Genomic DNA, 21501 nt, shown 5'->3' with positions numbered 1-21501 from the left:
TCCGATGCATAGGGGGAAATGAGCGCCATTATACAGGCTGTCATTGCCCGCGTCGGGCGGAGATAGAGGGCGCCTTGGGTAGGTGTAAAAACCCGGCCGGTGCAGGTTTGATGTCTTTTGAGACTGATTGGTCTGGGGCTATCGCTTGCCAAGTACTTGTGTGCGCCATGCGCGCCACACGCGGCGTGGGTGAGGAGAGCTAGCGGCTGCAGCCGCCATCGGAGGATACCGATTGACGGCTGACTGCCGTGCCCCGCCGGGGGCGTTGCGTCCGGCGGGCGGTGCGGTTTAATCCGCCCAGCCGTGGTCCATGAGGATGCGGTCCAGCGTCCTGCTGATCGCCGTGCAGTTGCGGATCATTTCCATGCGCTCCCAGGTGGCCTGTTCACCTTCGCGGATCAACTGTTCCATCTCCGCCAGCGGCAGCGGCGACAGCAGTTTCAACGGGCTGTGCCAACGCTTGCCGAGGAAGATGTTGATATCGGCGGTGTAGTCCTGCGCCAGCACGTTGTAGCCCAGATGTTGCCAGCGACTGAGCGTGGGATTACGCAGGCGCAGGTGGTCGCGGCTGAGTTTGAGCAGATGGGTGGCGACGTTCTTGGACAGTTTGACCTGGTAGTTGAGTGCGCTCTGCAGCAGGCCATGACGGGTGTCGGGGTCCGGGGTGAAGAACAGCGCGGCGGGGTTGGTCAGGCTCGAGATGAAATGGTTGACCCCATACAGCCGGCCGAGGCGTTTGGCCGGCAGATCGTCGATGAACGAGCCGTCGATCCATTGCAGCTCCGGCAGATAGGGCACCTGCTCGCCGGCGGCATTTTTCGCTTGCAGGGTGACCGGCGGATAGATGCCATAGAGCGCGCAGGAAGCCAGGATCGCCGAGCGGATCAGCACATTTGGCGCAGTGATGGCGTTGAGCAGGCGCGGCGCCTGACGCGGCAGCAGGCCGGTGACGGTGATGTTCAGCTTGCGCCCGGTCAGGCGGTAGGCCTCTTCGAAGGTCAGGTCCGGAATGACCCGTTCCAGGTACTGGCGCAGCACTTTGGCATCCGGCGGGTTGCGGCGCTGCAGCGCCTCGGGCTCGAGTGCCTCGACAATCTCCAGGTGCTCCGGGCGCATCTGTTCGAGCAGCTTGTCGTCGGTGTGGGTGGCGACGATCGCCGCCATGATCGAGCCGGCGCTGGAGCCGGAAATGATGCTCGGCAGCAGGTTTTCCTGAAACAGCGCCTTGAGTACGCCGATGTGGAAGAAGCCGAGCACCGCGCCACCGCTGAGCATCAGCGCCGAGCGGCCGAAGCAGTGGCTGGTGCGGAGGAAGAAGTCCTTGCGCTCGGCCAGCGGAATCACGCTGTCGTCGAGCTCGTCGATGGTCCGCAGCGCCTGGCAGACTTCCTCGGTGTACTGATGGATCAGGTGCTTGGTGCCCAGCTTGGCCTGGCTGTACAGCGCGGCCTTGCCCATGCCGGCAAGGTTGCCGTGGATGCCCTCGTTGAGGGCGAACATCAGGCCAGGGTAATCGTGGCGGTAGCGCAGCCCGCGCAGGAGTTCAAAACGCTTGCGAACCGAGCGGTAGTCGTACTGCGAGGACGGTTCGGTGCTGCGCCAGTCATCCAGCCCGGTTTCCCAATCGTAGACTGCGGCGTGTTCTGCCCACTGCTGGTAGCTTTCTGCGGCTTCCATCTTGCTCTGCAGGCCTTTTACTGGCGATTTGTGCCAGAACATTTGATGGTCTCCCTTCACTCGTACTATTGATTGATGCCATCGCGACGAGGCTCATGCCGGCCGCGATGGCGCTGCTGGCAGCCAGGTCAGGCGGGTCCCCCTTTGCCGGCTTCAGCGTCCTGACTGGCCGCATTGACACGCTTGCGCGGCGCCGCCGACTTTTCCTGCTCCAGGGGCACGACCGTGGCCGCCGCCGCTTCAGCTGCTGCCGCGGCGACCGCTGCCTGTTGCCTGCACAGCGCGAGGTACTCATCGGTGGATTGCTGAATGCAATCGATGTACAGGTCCATGTCCGGAAGAATTTCGCGATCAGCGACCACGCCCAGGAAGAGTTGGCCGTAAAGCCCGGTAATGCCGTGGCACAGACCCATGCCGTCGAGGATCGGCACGATCGGATAGGTCGCGAGCAGTTCCGCGCCGGCGATGTACTTCTTGGCGGTGCCGTTGGTCGGGCCTGGGACGTTGGTGATGAGGGTGTTGATCACCGGCAGCCGGCTGGCGAAACGGGCCTTGTTCTGCAGCCAGCCGGTGAGCATGCGCGCTGGGGCCGGGACCAGCTCTCCGAGCGAGGTGATCAGCTCATGCACCACGTCCTTGGCCAGCGGCCCGCCGCGCTGGGTGCGCTGGCGCACGGCGGCATCCAGGCGCTCGAGCGGGTCGGCGATATCGGTGCCCATGCCGATAAGCATGATGGAAATCAGGTTGCCCATGTCCCGGCGCGCGTGCTCCGGGCGGATCGAAACCGGGCACAGGGCGACCAGCGACTGATCGAAGGGCAAGGCATCCCGGCGCATCAGGTAGCGGCGCAAGCCGCCGCCGATGATGGCGATGATGGCGTCGTTCAGCGTGGCGCCTTCCGCGCAACGGCGGATCTGCTTGAGCTCGGCGATGTTCCAGCTCATGCCGCCATAGGCGCGGTGGGCCGAGATCGGGGCGTTGAAGAGGGTACTCGGGGCGTAACGCTGATCCGGCTGTGCCTTGTTTTTCAGTTGGCCGAACAGCTGGAAGCTCTTGCGCGCCACGCTGGCGCCGGCGCGGACGGTGCGCGCGGATTGGCCGAGCAGGCGCGGCAGGGTACGTGCCCACATCTGCGCGTGGCTGGGCAGGCGCTCGCTGTAGTGTGGCTGCGGTGTCTGCTCGTAATCGTGATCGGGGCTGTCAGACATCAGCGCGGTGGTCAGCTCGACGCCGGACTTGCCGTCGACATAGGCATGGTGCAGGCGCAGCAGCAGGGCGAAGCTGCCCGGCGGAATGCCCTCGACATTGTTCAGGCCTTCGATGATGGTGATTTCCCAGGGCGCGCGTTCCATGTCCATGGTCCGCGACATCGCCCGGGCCGCGAAGATGCACAGCTGGCGCCAGTCGCCGGGCTGCGGCAGGCCGACGTGGCGGATGTGGTATTCGAGGTCGAAGTTCTTGTCTTCCACCCAGTAGGGGTCGTCCAGGCGCAACGGTGCGTGCTGCAGCTTGCGGCGGAACAGTGACGACGAGCTCAGGCGGTTGCTGATGTACTTGAGGATGTCCTTGTGCCTGACCAGGCCGTTGGGGGCGCTGCTCTGATCGCACAACCACAAGCCGCCGATGACCATCGGTTGATGCGACGCTTCCGAGTAAAAGAACTGCGCATCCAAAGGGGAGAGCTGTTTCATCCGGGTTGTCCTGCATGTGAGGTGACTGTCTCTTCCTGAGTGCACGCAGAGAGGACGTCATCCGAGAGGCTGATGAGGTAAGTCGCCCCGAGAGGGGGCTTTTTCATCTTTAAGGATTGCCTCTTGCGCCTCGCCCCCCATGTCAGGGGGCGGGAAACAGACCGCCGAGACGTAGAAACAGCGCGGGATTGCCGCAGGTATGCGGCTGCGCTGTTCATATACTGATCGAGTGGTCAGTGAATTTTTTCGACGTTTGGAAGCGCTGGATCTGCGCTTGCGCGGGCCGTTTACCCGCGCAAGCGCGGAGGTTTAGCCCAGGGTGCCGAGAATATTCACCCCGACCCGCTCGGGAATCTCGTTCTGCGACAGCACGTGCAGGCCGGGGCTGAATACCCGCGCATAACGGGCTAGCAGCGGACGCAGTTGCGGCATCACCGTGAGGATCGGCGGGTGGCCTTCCTTGCGCAGGCGCTCCTTGACCACCGGCATGGCGGTCTGCAACTGGTTGAGCAGATTCGGCTCCACCGGAATGTTGTCCAGGCTCACCGGGCCGGCCTGCTGGGCGATCGACAGGGCGCTGAGCAGGGTGTTTTCCAGGGCGTTTTCGAGGATGAACACCGACAGCTCGCGATGCCGACGACGATGCTGCGGCGCAACGCGCAGCGCACGTCGGGGGCGAGCAGTACCGGGTCCTTGGTGGTCTCGCTGGCTTTCACCGGGGTGGTGGTGACATATCCGTGCTGCTGCGCCGCTAGAGCGCTTAGGCCTGCGCGCAGCAGAACGCCTGCTTCAGCCAGTTCTGCGTGCTGTGCAGGACCTGGTCGGACAGCTGTGAGTCTTCGACGCTGCGCGACAGCAGTAGCGCACCGACCAGTGCGGAGAGGATCACCACGCTCTGCTCGTCAGCCTGCGGCCCGGGCAGGGCACCTTCGATCATTCCGAGGCGGTTGCGCACCACTTCATCGGTGATCGGGCTGGGCTGGCCGCGCTGGCCCAGCTCCGCCGCCATGGTTGGCAATGGGCAGCCGGCGCCGGGATTGGCACGGTGGGCGCCGGACAAGTAATTGTCGATGAACTGCTGCAGCGGCTTGTCCTGAGCGAAAGTCTCCGCGCAGGCTTCATCGAGCTTGTCTGCAGCGGCGCGCAACGCCTGCTGGACCAGGTCATCCTTGGATTTGAAATGCGCGTAGAAGCCGCCGTGGGTCAGGCCCAAGGCTTTCATCAGCGGCTGCAGGCCGGTGGCGCCGATACCATCGCGGCGAAAGCGTTCGGCCGCTTCGCTGATGATGCGCTGGTTGGTTTCCGCTTTATGGGTATCCGGATATCTCAAGGTCGTGATCTCCGCAGAATTTGATCGATTGAAATGTTAGTCATAATTTTAACACAGGCGCTCGTCGGCAGTAGGGGCAGATCAGTGGTTGACAATATTATGAATGCAATACAAACATACGTATGTCGATCATAATCTAAATACGTGTGCCGCTGGAGACTGCCATGAGCAAGATCGCCATTCCTCGTTCTGAAGCGCTGGCAGATGTCGCCAGACCATCGAACCTCGCTGGCTCTGAGGCGTTCCGCTGTGGCCAGGACCATGTGCCGGAAGCTGACTGGCAGGACTTTGAGCTGCAACTGCTTGCCGCGTACGCCGCGCTCAAGCCGCAAGGAGCCGTGTCATGGGCCTGAGCACTGCGCCACTGCCATCACGCACCCTGCTGGTATTGCTGGTCGTCTTGACCGGACTGGGGGAGATCTCCACGCAGCTGCTGATTCCCAGCCTCGGCGTTATCGAGGCGGACTTCGCCGCCGCGCAGGGTTCCGCGCTGGTTGCCTTGGCGGCGTTCGTCGGTGCTTTCGGGGTCGGTCAGTTGATCCTCGGGCCCTTGTCCGACCGGGTAGGGCGCCGGCCGGTGCTGATCGGCGGTCTGACGCTCTATTTGCTGGCCACGCTGTGGATGCTGTTCGCCGGCGGCATGCACGAGTTCATCGTGGCCAGGGTGGTGCAAGGGCTGGGGGCCTGCGCGGCCCTGGTGTTGGCGCGGGCGGTGGTGCGCGATGTATGGAAGGAGCGTGCGGCGCCGACCCTGGCACTGACGGTGATCGGCATGCTCTGCGCCATCGTGCTGATGCCCGCGTTGGGCGGGCTGGTGGCCACCTATGCCGGCGGCTGGCGAGCGGCGGTGGGGTTGTCCTGGCTGATCGGTGGCCTGGCGTTGCTGGCACTGTTGGCGCTGTATCGCGAAAGCAACCTCAAGCTCGACCCGCAAGCCGGGCGGCTGCGCACGCTCGGCGGTCACTATGCCAGCCTGCTGAGCGCGCGCTCCTATCGCGCCTTCGCCCTGGCGTTGGCCTGTACCTACGGGGCGATGTTCTGCTTTATCGCCGGCTCCTCGCCGGTCTTCGTCGGCTTGCTGGGGCTGACGGCCACCCAGTACGGCCTGGTGTTCGGCGGCATCGTTTCCGGGTTGATAGTCGGTGCGTTGTGCACCAATCGGTTGATTGCACGCCACGGGGCCGAACGCATCGTCGCCATCGGCACCAGCCTGGTGGCACTCGGAGCGTTGGCCACGTTGCTGGTGCATGAATTGCTCGGTCTGTCGATCTTCGGCCTGTTCCTGCCGCAACTGCTGCTGACCTTCGGTGCCGGCATGGTGCTGCCGGCCGCAGTGGCCGGCGCGGTGATGCCCAATGCCCACCGTGCCGGGCTCGCCGCCGGCTTCATGGGCTTTGCCCAGATGGCCGGCGGCATGAGTGCCGGCTTGGTGCTGAGCCGTTTTCAGGACGGCACGGCGCTGCCGATGATCGCCGTGCACTGTGCTTTCGCGCTCGGCGCCTTTGCCGCTTTCCAGATACTGCGTCCGCGCGCGCCGGGGAATGTCCCGGTGGCTGTGGCGAAAGCCCCGTAACTGCGGCAGCGCCTGACCGATTGCCTATGCTCAATCCCTCTATTTATTACTGAGCGAGTAGGTATCGACCATGAGCAGTTATGACGTTGTGGTGATCGGCGGTGGCCCGGGCGGTTACAACGCGGCCATCCGCGCCGGCCAGCTGGGCCTCAAGGTGGCATGCGTGGAAGGTCGCGCGACGCTTGGCGGCACCTGCCTGAACGTCGGCTGCATGCCGTCCAAGGCGCTGCTGCATGCCTCGGAGCTGTACGAGGCGGCTAGCGGCGGCGAGTTCGCCACGCTCGGCATCGAGGTCAAGCCACAGCTCAACCTGGCGCAGATGATGAAGCAGAAGGGCGACAGCGTGACGGCCCTGACCAAGGGCATCGAGTTCCTGTTCCGCAAGCACAAGGCCGAGTGGATCAAGGGTTGGGGCCGCATCGACGGGCCCGGAAAGGTAGTGGTGACCGCGGCCGACGGCACCGAGCAAATCCTGCAGGCCAAGGACATCGTCATCGCCACTGGTTCCGAGCCGAGCCCTTTGCCTGGTGTGGAGATCGACAACCGGCGCATCCTCGACTCCACCAGCGCCTTGTCGCTACCCGAGGTGCCCAAGCACCTGGTGGTGATCGGCGCCGGGGTGATCGGCCTGGAGCTGGGCTCAGTCTGGCGCCGGCTGGGGAGCCAGGTGACGGTGGTGGAGTTCCTCGACCGTATCTGTCCCGGCCTCGACGCGGAAACCGCCAAGACCCTGCAGCGCTCGCTGAGCAAGCAGGGCATGCATTTCAAGCTGGGTTCCAAAGTGACCAGCGCCAAACCATCCACCAGCGGCGTGACGCTCAGCATCGAGCCGGCGGCCGGTGGTCAGGCCGAGACGCTGGAAGCCGATTACGTGCTGGTCGCCATCGGCCGCCGCCCTTATACCCAGGGCCTGGGGCTGGAAACGGTTGGCCTGGCGACGGACAAGCGCGGCATGCTGGCCAACGAGCGGCATCGCAGCGGCGCGCCGGGCGTGTGGGTGATCGGCGATGTCACCTCTGGGCTGATGCTCGCGCACAAGGCCGAGGACGAAGCCATCGTCTGTATCGAGCAGATTGCCGGCAAGGCCGGCGAGGTCAACTACAACCTGATTCCCAGCGTGATCTACACCAAGCCCGAGGTCGCCAGCGTCGGCAAGAGCGAAGAGCAGCTCAAGGTCGAAGGCCGCGCTTATAAGGTCGGCAAGTTCCCCTTCACCGCCAACAGTCGGGCGAAGATCAACCACGAGACCGAGGGCTTTGCCAAGGTGATCGCCGACGAGCGCACGGACGAGGTGCTGGGCGTGCACCTGATAGGCCCGAGCGTCAGCGAGATGATCGGCGAATACTGCGTGGCCATGGAATTCTCCGCCTCGGCCGAGGACATCGCCTTGACCTGCCACCCCCATCCAACCCGCTCCGAGGCGTTGCGCCAGGCGGCGATGGATGTGCATGGGGAGGCGATGCAGAGCTGAAGGGCGCTGACCTGCCCATAACCGGGAGGCGGTTTTTTGATCGTCTTCCGGTTTTTTATTGCCTGGACAATCTCTCCAGCTCGCGCCGCACCATGCTGGCGAAGGCGGGTGGGCGCAGGGCGTAAAGCTCGGCGGCTACCCAATCCAGCCAGCGGCCCTGCAACCTGGCTCTCTCGGCGAGCAGGCGCTCGGCCTCGGCGATGGCGCGTTGCTGATGCTGCTGGTGGAATTCGGCGCGACTCATGAGCGGTTCCCAGGTATGGCTTCTGGCAAATTAGACCCAGTCGGGTACTTATCTGGCAAACCCGAACCTTTTCTGGGGCTCAGTGCGCACGCGACATATCGAGCTCCACATTGCTGTGTTGGGTCGCCAAGGCTCGCCATAGTAGTACCACCACCAACCTGCTGGCCGATTCATTCGAGATGGCTCGTAAAGATTCGAGGATGTCGACCCGTTGAGCTGGCGATCAACTGCGGCGGTTCGTGCCAGTGCAGCCCAAGGGCAGCCACTGGCTGCCCCTTTTTTTGCTGGCGCCTAAAGCGGGTAATTGCTCAGCTCGCGAGCGATCAGCAGGCGCTGGATCTCGCTGGTGCCCTCGTAAATCTGGGTGATCCGCGCGTCGCGGTAATAACGCTCGACCGGGTAGTCCTCCAGATAGCCATAGCCGCCGTGGATCTGCACGGCCTTGGAGCAGACCGATTCGGCGAGTTCCGAGGCGAACAGCTTGGCTTGCGAGGCTTCCGACAGGCAAGGCAGGCCGGCGCTGCGCAGGCGTGCAGCATGCAGGATGAGCAGACGTGCGGCGTTGAGCTGGGTATGCATGTCCGCCAGCATGTTGGCCACGCTCTGATGTTCGATGATCGGCTTGCCGAACTGTACCCGCTCACGGGCATAGCCGAGCGCGGCCTCGAAAGCGGCGCGGGCGATCCCCAGAGCTTGGGCGGCGATGCCGATGCGCCCGCCTTCCAGGTTGGAGAGGGCGATGGCCAGGCCCTTGCCCCGTTCGCCCAGCAGGTTGGTCTGCGGGATGCGGCAGTCGCGCAAGGTGACTGCACAGGTATCGGCGGCGCGGATGCCCATCTTGTGCTCCTGGCGGTCGACGACAAACCCCGCTGTATCGGTCGGCACCAGGAAAGCGGAGAGACCCTTCTTGCCTTTGTCCGGATCGGTGATGGCAAAGACTATGGCGAGTTTGGCGCGCTTACCGTTGCTGACGAACTGCTTGGCACCGTTGAGCACCCAGTGGCCGTCACTTAGCTCGGCGCGGGTGCGCAGGTTGTGGGCTTCGGAACCGGCCTGCGGCTCGGTCAGGCAAAAACAGCCAATAGCTTTGCCGCTGGCCAAGTCGGGCAGCCAGGTGCGCTTCTGCTCTTCGCTGCCGTATTGCAGCAGCGGGCCGCAGCCCACCGAGTTGTGCACGCTCATCAAGGTGCCGGTCGCCGCGTCGCCCGCAGAGATTTCCTCTACCGCCAGTGCATAAGCGACATAGTCGACATAGGATCCCCCCCATTCCTCCGGCACCACCATGCCCAGCAGGCCAAGTTCGCCCATCTGTGAGACCAGTGCATCATCGATCCAGCCGGCCTTTTCCGCCGCGGCAGCGCGCGGAGCGATTTCGCGGCGGGCGAAATCGCGAGCCATGTCGCGGATCATGCGTTGCTCTTCGCTCAGCTCGAGATCATGCATAGCTTTACCTTGTCCTCCTTATTTGAGCGTGATGGTGGTGTTGACCCCACCCACGTCGTTCTCGTCGAACCAGCGCTCGGTGACGGTCTTGGTCTGGGTATAGAACTGCACCACCTGCTTGCCATAGGGGCCCAGGTCGCCGAGCTTGGAGCCCCGGGAGCCAGTGAAGGAGAACATCGGCGCCGGCACCGGGATCGGTATGTTGATACCGACCTGGCCCACATTCACCTCTTCCTGGAAATGCCGTGCCGCTGCACCGGAGCGGGTGAAGATAGCGGTGCCGTTGCCATTCGGGTTGGCGTTAATCAGGGCGATGGCTTCGTCCAGATTGTTTGCATGCATCACACAGAGCACCGGGCCGAAGATTTCCTCGCGGTAGATACGCATCTGCGGCGTGACGCCGGAGAACAAGGTCGGGCCGATGAAGTTGCCTTTCTGATAGCTCGCCACGTGTGGATTGCGCCCGTCCAGTTCCAGGCTGGCGCCTTCTTGGCTGCCGCTTTCTATCAAACTGAGGATGCGCTCTAAGGCAGAGGTGGAGACGACCGGCCCCAGATCGGTTTCCGGTTCGGCTCCGGCATTCACCTTCAGTGCCTTGGCTTTCTCGACCAGCTCGGGCAGCCATTGCTGTGCCTCGCCGACCAGAATCGCCACCGACACCGCCATACAGCGTTGACCGGCGGCGCCAAAGGCCGCACCCACGAGGTTGTTCAGGGTTTGCTGCTTATGGGCATCCGGCAGGACGATGGCATGGTTTTTCGCCCCCATCATGCACTGCACGCGCTTGCCCGATTGCGAGGCACGGTTATAGACGTGGGTGCCCACACGCGTCGAACCGACAAAAGAGACGGCCTTGATGTCCGGGTGAGCGCAAATCGCGTCGACCACCTCGGCGCCGCCATGGACCACATTCAGCACCCCGGCGGGGATTCCGGCATCAAGCGCCAGTTCGGCCAAGCGCATGGTGACCATCGGGTCCTGCTCGGAAGGTTTGAGCACAAAGGTGTTGCCGGTGACTATCGCCATCGGGAACATCCACAGCGGGATCATTGCCGGGAAATTGAATGGGGTGATCCCGGCGCAAACCCCTAAGGGTTGTCGCAAAGTAAAGGTATCAACCCCGCTGGCGACGTTGTTGGCCAGCTCGCCGAGCTGCAGGTTGCCGATGGCGGCAGCATGTTCGACCACTTCCAGGCCTCGGAACACATCGCCTTCGGCATCCGCCAGAGTCTTGCCCTGTTCGGCGGTGAGGATCGCCGCAAGCTCCTGCATGTTTTCGCGGATCAGCTGCTGATACTTGAGGAAGATCCGCGCTCGAGTCCCAATAGCGGTCTTGCGCCAGCTAATGAATGCATCCTTGGCGCTGGCGACTGCGGCATTTACCTCTGCGGGAGTTGCAAAAGGCACCCTGGCGAGCACCTCCTGGGTGGCAGGGTTGATCACCTCGCGCCAATCGCTGCTTTGTGAGTCGATTAGTTGCCCGTCAATCAGTAGCTTGACGTTAGGAGCCGCGATACCGGTATGCGCTTGCGTTGTCATGACTGCCTCCTGATCTTGTTGGTCTGCTGCAGGTAGGTCTCCATTCCGCTTGTACTGCCTCAGCCCGCGAAGGTGTTTTCTAATATTGGACCTTCCCGCAGAAGAAAGGTCGTAAATGAGGCGCAGCGATCCATAAGCCATTCCAGTGGGGTTTAACCTAAAAGTCAGTAAATTGCGCAATAAGCTGTTGACGTGTGTTTTAGCGGGCCTATAATGCGCACCACTTCCGGCGCAGTCCTGATGTAAAAGATCTTGATAATCAATAGGTTATAGAGATTTTCAGGGGGCTGGAGGTGGTTCGATCGGGTTGATCGAAAGCGGTGCAGGAGGAGGTTGACAGCGGTTTGAAACGCTGTAGAATTCGCCTCCCGCTGACGAGATGCTGAAGGCTGATCGGAAGCGCAAGCGGTTGAAGTAGAAAAGAAATTTTCGAAATCGCTTGACGGAATGAGGGGCTGCTGTAAAATTCGCGCCTCGGTTGAGACGAAAGACTTAACCAACTGTTCTTTAACAACTGAATCAAGCAATTCGTGTGGGTGCTTGTGAGGTAAGACTGATAGTCACCTGATTATCAGCATCACAAGTAACACTCGTGAATTCGAGAGTTTATTTGCGATTGCTGAGCCAAGTTTAGGGTTTTCACAAAACCCAAGCAGTATTGAACTGAAGAGTTTGATCATGGCTCAGATTGAACGCTGGCGGCAGGCCTAACACATGCAAGTCGAGCGGCAGCGGGTCCTTCGGGATGCCGGCGAGCGGCGGACGGGTGAGTAATGCCTAGGAATCTGCCTGTTAGTGGGGGATAACGTTCGGAAACGGACGCTAATACCGCATACGTCCTACGGGAGAAAGTGGGGGATCTTCGGACCTCACGCTAACAGATGAGCCTAGGTCGGATTAGCTAGTAGGTGAGGTAAAGGCTCACCTAGGCGACGATCCGTAACTGGTCTGAGAGGATGATCAGTCACACTGGAACTGAGACACGGTCCAGACTCCTACGGGAGGCAGCAGTGGGGAATATTGGACAATGGGCGAAAGCCTGATCCAGCCATGCCGCGTGTGTGAAGAAGGTCTTCGGATTGTAAAGCACTTTAAGTTGGGAGGAAGGGTACTTACCTAATACGTGAGTATTTTGACGTTACCGACAGAATAAGCACCGGCTAACTTCGTGCCAGCAGCCGCGGTAATACGAAGGGTGCAAGCGTTAATCGGAATTACTGGGCGTAAAGCGCGCGTAGGTGGTTTGGTAAGTTGGATGTGAAAGCCCCGGGCTCAACCTGGGAACTGCATCCAAAACTGCCTGACTAGAGTACGGTAGAGGGTGGTGGAATTTCCTGTGTAGCGGTGAAATGCGTAGATATAGGAAGGAACACCAGTGGCGAAGGCGACCACCTGGACTGATACTGACACTGAGGTGCGAAAGCGTGGGGAGCAAACAGGATTAGATACCCTGGTAGTCCACGCCGTAAACGATGTCGACTAGCCGTTGGGTTCCTTGAGAACTTAGTGGCGCAGCTAACGCATTAAGTCGACCGCCTGGGGAGTACGGCCGCAAGGTTAAAACTCAAATGAATTGACGGGGGCCCGCACAAGCGGTGGAGCATGTGGTTTAATTCGAAGCAACGCGAAGAACCTTACCTGGCCTTGACATCTACAGAACTTTCCAGAGATGGATTGGTGCCTTCGGGAACTGTAAGACAGGTGCTGCATGGCTGTCGTCAGCTCGTGTCGTGAGATGTTGGGTTAAGTCCCGTAACGAGCGCAACCCTTGTCCTTAGTTACCAGCACGTTATGGTGGGCACTCTAAGGAGACTGCCGGTGACAAACCGGAGGAAGGTGGGGATGACGTCAAGTCATCATGGCCCTTACGGCCAGGGCTACACACGTGCTACAATGGTCGGTACAGAGGGTTGCCAAGCCGCGAGGTGGAGCTAATCCCACAAAACCGATCGTAGTCCGGATCGCAGTCTGCAACTCGACTGCGTGAAGTCGGAATCGCTAGTAATCGTGAATCAGAATGTCACGGTGAATACGTTCCCGGGCCTTGTACACACCGCCCGTCACACCATGGGAGTGGGTTGCACCAGAAGTAGCTAGTCTAACCGCAAGGGGGACGGTTACCACGGTGTGATTCATGACTGGGGTGAAGTCGTAACAAGGTAGCCGTAGGGGAACCTGCGGCTGGATCACCTCCTTAATCGACGACATCAGCTTTCTCATAAGCTCCCACACGAATTGCTTGATTCACTTGCGAAAAAGCGATTGGGTTTAGACCCGAGAGTGAGACGATTGGGTCTGTAGCTCAGTTGGTTAGAGCGCACCCCTGATAAGGGTGAGGTCGGCAGTTCGAATCTGCCCAGACCCACCAATTGTCAAGGGATGTGGCCGGTCATTAGATGGGGCCATAGCTCAGCTGGGAGAGCGCCTGCTTTGCACGCAGGAGGTCAGGAGTTCGATCCTCCTTGGCTCCACCATTATCACGCAATCGCTGAAAGCTCAGAATTGAATGCTTAAAGAGTGAGCCTTGAATTCTGGTCTTTGCGCCAGTAACTGTTCTTTAAAAATTTGGGTATGTGATAGAAGTAGACTGAATAATCTCTTTCACTGGTGATTATTCAAGTCAAGGTAAAATTTGCGAGTTCAAGCGCGAATTTTCGGCGAATGTCGTCTTCACGTTCGAGACAGTAACCAGATTGCTTGGGGTTATATGGTCAAGTGAAGAAGCGCATACGGTGGATGCCTTGGCAGTCAGAGGCGATGAAAGACGTGGTAGCCTGCGATAAGCTTCGGGGAGTCGGCAAACAGACTTTGATCCGGAGATCTCTGAATGGGGGAACCCACCTAGGATAACCTAGGTATCTTGTACTGAATCCATAGGTGCAAGAGGCGAACCAGGGGAACTGAAACATCTAAGTACCCTGAGGAAAAGAAATCAACCGAGATTCCCTTAGTAGTGGCGAGCGAACGGGGATTAGCCCTTAAGCTTCATTGATTCTAATAGAACGCTCTGGAAAGTGCGGCCATAGTGGGCAGTCCTGATGTAAAAGATCTTGATAATCAATAGGTTATAGAGATTTTCAGGGGGCTGGAGGTGGTTCGATCGGGTTGATCGAAAGCGGTGCAGGAGGAGGTTGACAGCGGTTTGAAACGCTGTAGAATTCGCCTCCCGCTGACGAGATGCTGAAGGCTGATCGGAAGCGCAAGCGGTTGAAGTAGAAAAGAAATTTTCGAAATCGCTTGACGGAATGAGGGGCTGCTGTAAAATTCGCGCCTCGGTTGAGACGAAAGACTTAACCAACTGTTCTTTAACAACTGAATCAAGCAATTCGTGTGGGTGCTTGTGAGGTAAGACTGATAGTCACCTGATTATCAGCATCACAAGTAACACTCGTGAATTCGAGAGTTTATTTGCGATTGCTGAGCCAAGTTTAGGGTTTTCACAAAACCCAAGCAGTATTGAACTGAAGAGTTTGATCATGGCTCAGATTGAACGCTGGCGGCAGGCCTAACACATGCAAGTCGAGCGGCAGCGGGTCCTTCGGGATGCCGGCGAGCGGCGGACGGGTGAGTAATGCCTAGGAATCTGCCTGTTAGTGGGGGATAACGTTCGGGAAACGGACGCTAATACCGCATACGTCCTACGGGAGAAAGTGGGGGATCTTCGGACCTCACGCTAACAGATGAGCCTAGGTCGGATTAGCTAGTAGGTGAGGTAAAGGCTCACCTAGGCGACGATCCGTAACTGGTCTGAGAGGATGATCAGTCACACTGGAACTGAGACACGGTCCAGACTCCTACGGGAGGCAGCAGTGGGGAATATTGGACAATGGGCGAAAGCCTGATCCAGCCATGCCGCGTGTGTGAAGAAGGTCTTCGGATTGTAAAGCACTTTAAGTTGGGAGGAAGGGTACTTACCTAATACGTGAGTATTTTGACGTTACCGACAGAATAAGCACCGGCTAACTTCGTGCCAGCAGCCGCGGTAATACGAAGGGTGCAAGCGTTAATCGGAATTACTGGGCGTAAAGCGCGCGTAGGTGGTTTGGTAAGTTGGATGTGAAAGCCCCGGGCTCAACCTGGGAACTGCATCCAAAACTGCCTGACTAGAGTACGGTAGAGGGTGGTGGAATTTCCTGTGTAGCGGTGAAATGCGTAGATATAGGAAGGAACACCAGTGGCGAAGGCGACCACCTGGACTGATACTGACACTGAGGTGCGAAAGCGTGGGGAGCAAACAGGATTAGATACCCTGGTAGTCCACGCCGTAAACGATGTCGACTAGCCGTTGGGTTCCTTGAGAACTTAGTGGCGCAGCTAACGCATTAAGTCGACCGCCTGGGGAGTACGGCCGCAAGGTTAAAACTCAAATGAATTGACGGGGGCCCGCACAAGCGGTGGAGCATGTGGTTTAATTCGAAGCAACGCGAAGAACCTTACCTGGCCTTGACATCTACAGAACTTTCCAGAGATGGATTGGTGCCTTCGGGAACTGTAAGACAGGTGCTGCATGGCTGTCGTCAGCTCGTGTCGTGAGATGTTGGGTTAAGTCCCGTAACGAGCGCAACCCTTGTCCTTAGTTACCAGCACGTTATGGTGGGCACTCTAAGGAGACTGCCGGTGACAAACCGGAGGAAGGTGGGGATGACGTCAAGTCATCATGGCCCTTACGGCCAGGGCTACACACGTGCTACAATGGTCGGTACAGAGGGTTGCCAAGCCGCGAGGTGGAGCTAATCCCACAAAACCGATCGTAGTCCGGATCGCAGTCTGCAACTCGACTGCGTGAAGTCGGAATCGCTAGTAATCGTGAATCAGAATGTCACGGTGAATACGTTCCCGGGCCTTGTACACACCGCCCGTCACACCATGGGAGTGGGTTGCACCAGAAGTAGCTAGTCTAACCGCAAGGGGGACGGTTACCACGGTGTGATTCATGACTGGGGTGAAGTCGTAACAAGGTAGCCGTAGGGGAACCTGCGGCTGGATCACCTCCTTAATCGACGACATCAGCTTTCTCATAAGCTCCCACACGAATTGCTTGATTCACTTGCGAAAAGCGATTGGGTTTAGACCCGAGAGTGAGACGATTGGGTCTGTAGCTCAGTTGGTTAGAGCGCACCCCTGATAAGGGTGAGGTCGGCAGTTCGAATCTGCCCAGACCCACCAATTGTCAAGGGATGTGGCCGGTCATTAGATGGGGCCATAGCTCAGCTGGGAGAGCGCCTGCTTTGCACGCAGGAGGTCAGGAGTTCGATCCTCCTTGGCTCCACCATTATCACGCAATCGCTGAAAGCTCAGAATTGAATGCTTAAAGAGTGAGCCTTGAATTCTGGTCTTTGCGCCAGTAACTGTTCTTTAAAAATTTGGGTATGTGATAGAAGTAGACTGAATAATCTCTTTCACTGGTGATTATTCAAGTCAAGGTAAAATTTGCGAGTTCAAGCGCGAATTTTCGGCGAATGTCGTCTTCACGTTCGAGACAGTAACCAGATTGCTTGGGGTTATATGGTCAAGTGAAGAAGCGCATACGGTGGATGCCTTGGCAGTCAGAGGCGATGAAAGACGTGGTAGCCTGCGATAAGCTTCGGGGAGTCGGCAAACAGACTTTGATCCGGAGATCTCTGAATGGGGGAACCCACCTAGGATAACCTAGGTATCTTGTACTGAATCCATAGGTGCAAGAGGCGAACCAGGGGAACTGAAACATCTAAGTACCCTGAGGAAAAGAAATCAACCGAGATTCCCTTAGTAGTGGCGAGCGAACGGGGATTAGCCCTTAAGCTTCATTGATTCTAATAGAACGCTCTGGAAAGTGCGGCCATAGTGGGTGATAGCCCCGTATATGAAAGGATCTTTGAAGTGAAATCGAGTAGGACGGAGCACGAGAAACTTTGTCTGAATATGGGGGGACCATCCTCCAAGGCTAAATACTACTGACTGACCGATAGTGAACTAGTACCGTGAGGGAAAGGCGAAAAGAACCCCGGAGAGGGGAGTGAAATAGATCCTGAAACCGTATGCGTACAAGCAGTGGGAGCCTACTTTGTTAGGTGACTGCGTACCTTTTGTATAATGGGTCAGCGACTTATATTCAGTGGCGAGCTTAACCGAATAGGGGAGGCGTAGCGAAAGCGAGTCTTAATAGGGCGTTTAGTCGCTGGGTATAGACCCGAAACCGGGCGATCTATCCATGGGCAGGTTGAAGGTTAGGTAACACTGACTGGAGGACCGAACCGACTACCGTTGAAAAGTTAGCGGATGACCTGTGGATCGGAGTGAAAGGCTAATCAAGCTCGGAGATAGCTGGTTCTCCTCGAAAGCTATTTAGGTAGCGCCTCGTGTATCACTGCTGGGGGTAGAGCACTGTTTCGGCTAGGGGGTCATCCCGACTTACCAAACCGATGCAAACTCCGAATACCAGCAAGTGTCAGCACGGGAGACACACGGCGGGTGCTAACGTCCGTCGTGAAAAGGGAAACAACCCAGACCGTCAGCTAAGGTCCCAAAGTTATGGTTAAGTGGGAAACGATGTGGGAAGGCTTAGACAGCTAGGAGGTTGGCTTAGAAGCAGCCACCCTTTAAAGAAAGCGTAATAGCTCACTAGTCGAGTCGGCCTGCGCGGAAGATGTAACGGGGCTCAAACCATACACCGAAGCTACGGGTTCGTCGTAAGACGAGCGGTAGAGGAGCGTTCTGTAAGCCTGTGAAGGTGAGTTGAGAAGCTTGCTGGAGGTATCAGAAGTGCGAATGCTGACATGAGTAACGACAATGGGTGTGAAAAACACCCACGCCGAAAGACCAAGGGTTCCTGCGCAACGTTAATCGACGCAGGGTTAGTCGGTCCCTAAGGCGAGGCTGAAAAGCGTAGTCGATGGGAAACAGGTTAATATTCCTGTACTTCTAGTTACTGCGATGGAGGGACGGAGAAGGCTAGGCCATCTTGGCGTTGGTTGTCCAAGTTTAAGGTTGTAGGCTGAGATCTTAGGTAAATCCGGGGTCTTAAGGCTGAGAGCTGATGACGAGTGCTCTTTTAGAGCGCGAAGTGGTTGATGCCATGCTTCCAAGAAAAGCTTCTAAGCTTCAGGTAACTAGGAACCGTACCCCAAACCGACACAGGTGGTTGGGTAGAGAATACCAAGGCGCTTGAGAGAACTCGGGTGAAGGAACTAGGCAAAATGGCACCGTAACTTCGGGAGAAGGTGCGCCGGTGAGGGTGAACGATTTACTCGGTAAGCCCATGCCGGTCGAAGATACCAGGCCGCTGCGACTGTTTATTAAAAACACAGCACTCTGCAAACACGAAAGTGGACGTATAGGGTGTGACGCCTGCCCGGTGCCGGAAGGTTAATTGATGGGGTTAGCGCAAGCGAAGCTCTTGATCGAAGCCCCGGTAAACGGCGGCCGTAACTATAACGGTCCTAAGGTAGCGAAATTCCTTGTCGGGTAAGTTCCGACCTGCACGAATGGCGTAACGATGGCGGCGCTGTCTCCACCCGAGACTCAGTGAAATTGAAATCGCTGTGAAGATGCAGTGTATCCGCGGCTAGACGGAAAGACCCCGTGAACCTTTACTGTAGCTTTGCACTGGACTTTGAGCCTGCTTGTGTAGGATAGGTGGGAGGCTTTGAAGCGTGGACGCCAGTTCGCGTGGAGCCATCCTTGAAATACCACCCTGGCATGCTTGAGGTTCTAACTCTGGTCCGTCATCCGGATCGAGGACAGTGTATGGTGGGCAGTTTGACTGGGGCGGTCTCCTCCTAAAGAGTAACGGAGGAGTACGAAGGTGCGCTCAGACCGGTCGGAAATCGGTCGTAGAGTATAAAGGCAAAAGCGCGCTTGACTGCGAGACAGACACGTCGAGCAGGTACGAAAGTAGGTCTTAGTGATCCGGTGGTTCTGTATGGAAGGGCCATCGCTCAACGGATAAAAGGTACTCCGGGGATAACAGGCTGATACCGCCCAAGAGTTCATATCGACGGCGGTGTTTGGCACCTCGATGTCGGCTCATCACATCCTGGGGCTGAAGCCGGTCCCAAGGGTATGGCTGTTCGCCATTTAAAGTGGTACGCGAGCTGGGTTTAGAACGTCGTGAGACAGTTCGGTCCCTATCTGCCGTGGACGTTTGAGATTTGAGAGGGGCTGACCTTAGTACGAGAGGACCGGGTTGGACGAACCTCTGGTGTTCCGGTTGTCACGCCAGTGGCATTGCCGGGTAGCTATGTTCGGAAAAGATAACCGCTGAAAGCATCTAAGCGGGAAACTTGCCTCGAGATGAGATCTCACTGGAGCCTTGAGCTCCCTGAAGGGCCGTCGAAGACTACGACGTTGATAGGTTGGGTGTGTAAGCGCTGTGAGGCGTTGAGCTAACCAATACTAATTGCCCGTGAGGCTTGACCATATAACACCCAAACAATCTGACGATTGTGGTGTTGGACGGTGAAGTCGACAAATACCGAAAGTTCGACAGAACTCGCTTAATACCCGCCGCAAGGCACTGTCACATACCCATTCGGGATGGCGTCTCACCACGACATCCCAACCCAATTGCTTGACGACCATAGAGAGTTGGAACCACCTGATCCCATCCCGAACTCAGTAGTGAAACGACTCATCGCCGATGGTAGTGTGGGGTCTCCCCATGTGAGAGTAGGTCATCGTCAAGCTCCTATCCCAAACCCCCAGCCCGCGACAGCAGGCTGGGGGTTTGTCTTTGCGCGCGGGAAAAGTTTGCCCGCGACTCTTAAGCAACGCATGGGCCAAAGTCGACCCCACTCGTTCGCAAAGGCGCAGATACAAAAAAGCCACCGTGAGGTGGCTTTTTTGTATCTGGCCGGGATCAGTCGCCGCGATATTCGCAACCGCTGGTACAGGTTTCGTGGATGCGCACGCGCGAGAGTTCTGGCAGAAGTGGCTTGAGTTGCCGCCAAATCCACTTGGAAAGCACTTCGCTGGTTGGATTTTCCAAGCCTGGAATGTCGTTCAGGTAGTTGTGATCAAGCTGCTCGTAAAGCGGCTTGAAAATCTCTTTGATCTCGGAGAAGTCGCGAATCCAGCCGGTGTAAGGGTCGACCTCGCCTTCGATATAAATGGCTACGCGAAATGAGTGTCCATGCAGGCGGCCGCATTTATGGCCTGCAGGTACGTGGGGGAGGCGATGGGCGGCCTCGAAGATGAATTCTTTGAACAGTTCCACGGTGTTGCGCTCGGTTGGGGGCCGCGAACACGACCAGAAAATAGAGCTGTAGTTTAACAGCTCTGCCATGGCTTACCCATCGGGAGTTGTCCGGCGGGTCAGATGCTTAGAGGGGTTGCAGGTGCTGGCCCAGACGACCCGTATCGACCAACTCGAGGAATTCGTCGCCGAGTCGGCGGCTTTCGTCCATCGCCTTGCGCCAGTGGCGTTCCCGCCCCGCATCGTCCCCTTGATAACGCTTGAAGTCCTTGCGGTCTGGCAATTTGTCGTGAGGCAAGTGGGTCAGATATTCGCGGGATGGTGCAAGCAGCAGTACATCCTGCAAGCGCCCGCTGTCGCCGCGGCGCCAAGGCATACCCTTGTCGAACCAGCCAGGAATAACCTCGTCGGTGAAGTGCGGGTAGAGCACGACATCGCTGCCGCTGTAAGGCAGGTCGAGGTGATAGTCGAGCAAGCCGCCATCGCGATAGGTCCCCGGGCCGGCGCCGGGAATGTCGCGCACGCCTTCCATCACCATGGGGATGGAGGCGGAAGCGAGCAGGGCATGACGAAGATTAGCGACCTCCAGGTGCAGGTAGCGCGAAGGGAAGTCGTTGAGTGTCGTTAACGGCGGGGCTTGGCGGGAGTCATGGAGAACCACGCGTTCAAAATGTTTGGCCAGACGAGAGCGGCTGAGCAGGTTGTTGCAGATTACCGAGGACAGACCGAGGCCCAGTGAGCTGCGGCGGTCGTCGGCGAGCAGGCCATGGCTTTGGGCCACGACGATGTTCAAGCGATAGCTGGGGTTGCTGAGGATGCTGGCGTCCTGGCCATCGAGGAGGTCGTCCAGCATGCGGCTGCAACTGCGCGAAACGTCCGCCATGCTCGCATCCCTGGCAAAGCGTTGCTGGCTATAGAGTTCGCCGAGGCGGCGAATGCCAGCGCTAGCGTTGGGCAGGCAGGCGCTGGCAAAGCGCCAGGAGCCGATGGAGGCGCCGATCAGCGAACGTTCGCGAGGCGCACGTGCCAGCCAGTCACCAAACAGGGCCAGATCCAGCCCCTGGATTCCCAGGGCCTTGGGGCCGCCAGCAGCACCAGGCAGCGTCCCCACGTCGGCGGGGCTCAGGCCACGCTCGCGAATACGCTGCAGGGCACGTGGACCGGCTTTGAGGGTGAGGGCGGGAAACTTGATTTGAATGGCGCTCATGCAGGCCTCCAACACGCGAGGCGGCAATTATAAAGAGGCTGGCCGCCAGACCAAGTGACTTCATCGCGTGAATGGGGCCGGTTTGCCGGATTCACCTGATGGCCGATTCAGCTTGAGTTAAGTCGGGGCCGGTATCGTGAGAACCCTAGAAAGC

Annotated in this window: 11 protein-coding genes, 4 tRNA genes, 4 rRNA genes, 1 pseudogene and 1 other annotated feature; of the genes and pseudogenes, 11 read left to right on the top strand and 9 right to left on the bottom strand. The window is 58.4% G+C overall.

The annotated features are described in order from the left end of the window. Positions 1–288 precede the first annotated feature (288 nt). The 4 genes and pseudogenes from D3880_RS12635 to D3880_RS12620 form a co-directional block, all read right to left on the bottom strand. Positions 289–1719: a patatin-like phospholipase family protein gene (locus D3880_RS12635; RefSeq protein ID WP_119893774.1), complete on the bottom strand. Its 1431-nt coding sequence runs from the start codon at positions 1717–1719 to the stop codon at positions 289–291. 86 nt (positions 1720–1805) lie between these two features. Continuing rightward, positions 1806–3368, bottom strand: coding sequence for a WS/DGAT/MGAT family O-acyltransferase (locus D3880_RS12630; RefSeq protein WP_119893771.1), 1563 nt, complete (start codon positions 3366–3368; stop codon positions 1806–1808). 309 nt (positions 3369–3677) lie between these two features. Continuing rightward, positions 3678–4081: pseudogene (locus tag D3880_RS12625) on the bottom strand (FHIPEP family type III secretion protein); the annotation flags it as partial. Between the two features lie 47 nt (positions 4082–4128). Next, positions 4129–4698, bottom strand: a complete 570-nt coding sequence (locus D3880_RS12620; protein WP_119893770.1) for a TetR/AcrR family transcriptional regulator — start codon at positions 4696–4698, stop codon at positions 4129–4131. A 164-nt stretch (positions 4699–4862) separates the two neighbouring features. Between D3880_RS12620 and D3880_RS12615 the strand changes: the two genes are divergently transcribed. The 3 genes from D3880_RS12615 (at position 4863) to lpdA (ending at position 7742) form a co-directional block, all read left to right on the top strand. After that, the gene (locus tag D3880_RS12615; RefSeq protein WP_119893769.1) at positions 4863–5051 is read left to right on the top strand and encodes a hypothetical protein; all 189 of its coding nucleotides are present in this window, start codon (positions 4863–4865) and stop codon (positions 5049–5051) included. Continuing rightward, on the top strand, positions 5048–6271 hold the full coding sequence (locus tag D3880_RS12610) for an MFS transporter (RefSeq protein WP_119895734.1): 1224 nt from the start codon (positions 5048–5050) through the stop codon (positions 6269–6271). The genes D3880_RS12615 and D3880_RS12610 overlap by 4 nt, the downstream gene beginning before the upstream one ends. A 70-nt stretch (positions 6272–6341) precedes the next feature. Next, positions 6342–7742 (top strand): dihydrolipoyl dehydrogenase, encoded by a 1401-nt coding sequence (gene lpdA, locus D3880_RS12605; RefSeq protein ID WP_119893768.1) that lies wholly within the window; start codon positions 6342–6344, stop codon positions 7740–7742. Positions 7743–7797: 55 nt separating this feature from the next. Here lpdA and D3880_RS12600 read toward each other — a convergent pair whose 3' ends face one another. The 3 genes from D3880_RS12600 to D3880_RS12590 form a co-directional block, all read right to left on the bottom strand. Next, the gene (locus D3880_RS12600; protein WP_119893766.1) at positions 7798–7986 is read right to left on the bottom strand and encodes a hypothetical protein; all 189 of its coding nucleotides are present in this window, start codon (positions 7984–7986) and stop codon (positions 7798–7800) included. Between the two features lie 291 nt (positions 7987–8277). After that, entirely contained in the window at positions 8278–9429 is a 1152-nt protein-coding gene (locus D3880_RS12595; RefSeq protein ID WP_119893764.1) for an acyl-CoA dehydrogenase family protein, read from the bottom strand. Between the two features lie 18 nt (positions 9430–9447). Further along, a complete protein-coding gene (locus D3880_RS12590) occupies positions 9448–10968 on the bottom strand; it encodes a CoA-acylating methylmalonate-semialdehyde dehydrogenase (protein WP_119893762.1) in 1521 nt (506 codons plus the stop codon). A gap of 660 nt (positions 10969–11628) precedes the next feature. On the opposite strand from D3880_RS12590, the gene D3880_RS12580 reads away from it, so the two are divergent. From D3880_RS12580 to rrf, 8 genes are all read left to right on the top strand, one after another. After that, a 16S ribosomal RNA gene (locus D3880_RS12580) occupies positions 11629–13165 on the top strand. Positions 13166–13259: 94 nt separating this feature from the next. Continuing rightward, positions 13260–13336: transfer RNA gene (locus D3880_RS12575), tRNA-Ile, on the top strand. Between the two features lie 30 nt (positions 13337–13366). After that, positions 13367–13442, top strand: a tRNA-Ala gene (locus D3880_RS12570). A 252-nt stretch (positions 13443–13694) separates the two neighbouring features. Beyond that, positions 13695–14208 (top strand) — a sequence feature (23S ribosomal RNA rRNA prediction is too short). A gap of 218 nt (positions 14209–14426) precedes the next feature. Then, positions 14427–15964: ribosomal RNA gene (locus D3880_RS12560) — 16S ribosomal RNA — on the top strand. 93 nt (positions 15965–16057) lie between these two features. Further along, positions 16058–16134, top strand: a tRNA-Ile gene (locus D3880_RS12555). Between the two features lie 30 nt (positions 16135–16164). Then, positions 16165–16240, top strand: a tRNA-Ala gene (locus D3880_RS12550). A gap of 235 nt (positions 16241–16475) precedes the next feature. Continuing rightward, positions 16476–19366, top strand: a 23S ribosomal RNA gene (locus tag D3880_RS12545). A gap of 149 nt (positions 19367–19515) precedes the next feature. Beyond that, positions 19516–19631: ribosomal RNA gene (rrf, locus tag D3880_RS12540) — 5S ribosomal RNA — on the top strand. Together the 16S, 23S and 5S rRNA genes with 4 tRNA genes alongside form the textbook arrangement of a ribosomal RNA operon. Before the next feature lie 173 nt (positions 19632–19804). Here the strand turns inward: rrf and queD are convergent. Together queD and D3880_RS12530 are read right to left on the bottom strand one after the other, a co-directional pair. Beyond that, positions 19805–20161, bottom strand: a complete 357-nt coding sequence (queD, locus tag D3880_RS12535) for a 6-carboxytetrahydropterin synthase QueD (protein ID WP_119893759.1) — start codon at positions 20159–20161, stop codon at positions 19805–19807. Between the two features lie 106 nt (positions 20162–20267). Further along, a complete protein-coding gene (locus tag D3880_RS12530; protein WP_119893758.1) occupies positions 20268–21347 on the bottom strand; it encodes a patatin-like phospholipase family protein in 1080 nt (359 codons plus the stop codon). Positions 21348–21501 lie beyond the last annotated feature (154 nt).

The organism is Pseudomonas cavernae (assembly GCF_003595175.1).
In the GTDB taxonomy this organism is placed as follows: domain Bacteria; phylum Pseudomonadota; class Gammaproteobacteria; order Pseudomonadales; family Pseudomonadaceae; genus Aquipseudomonas; species Aquipseudomonas cavernae.
Note: the sequence above shows the minus strand (reverse complement) of the source record. Positions and strands in the feature narration are given on the sequence as shown.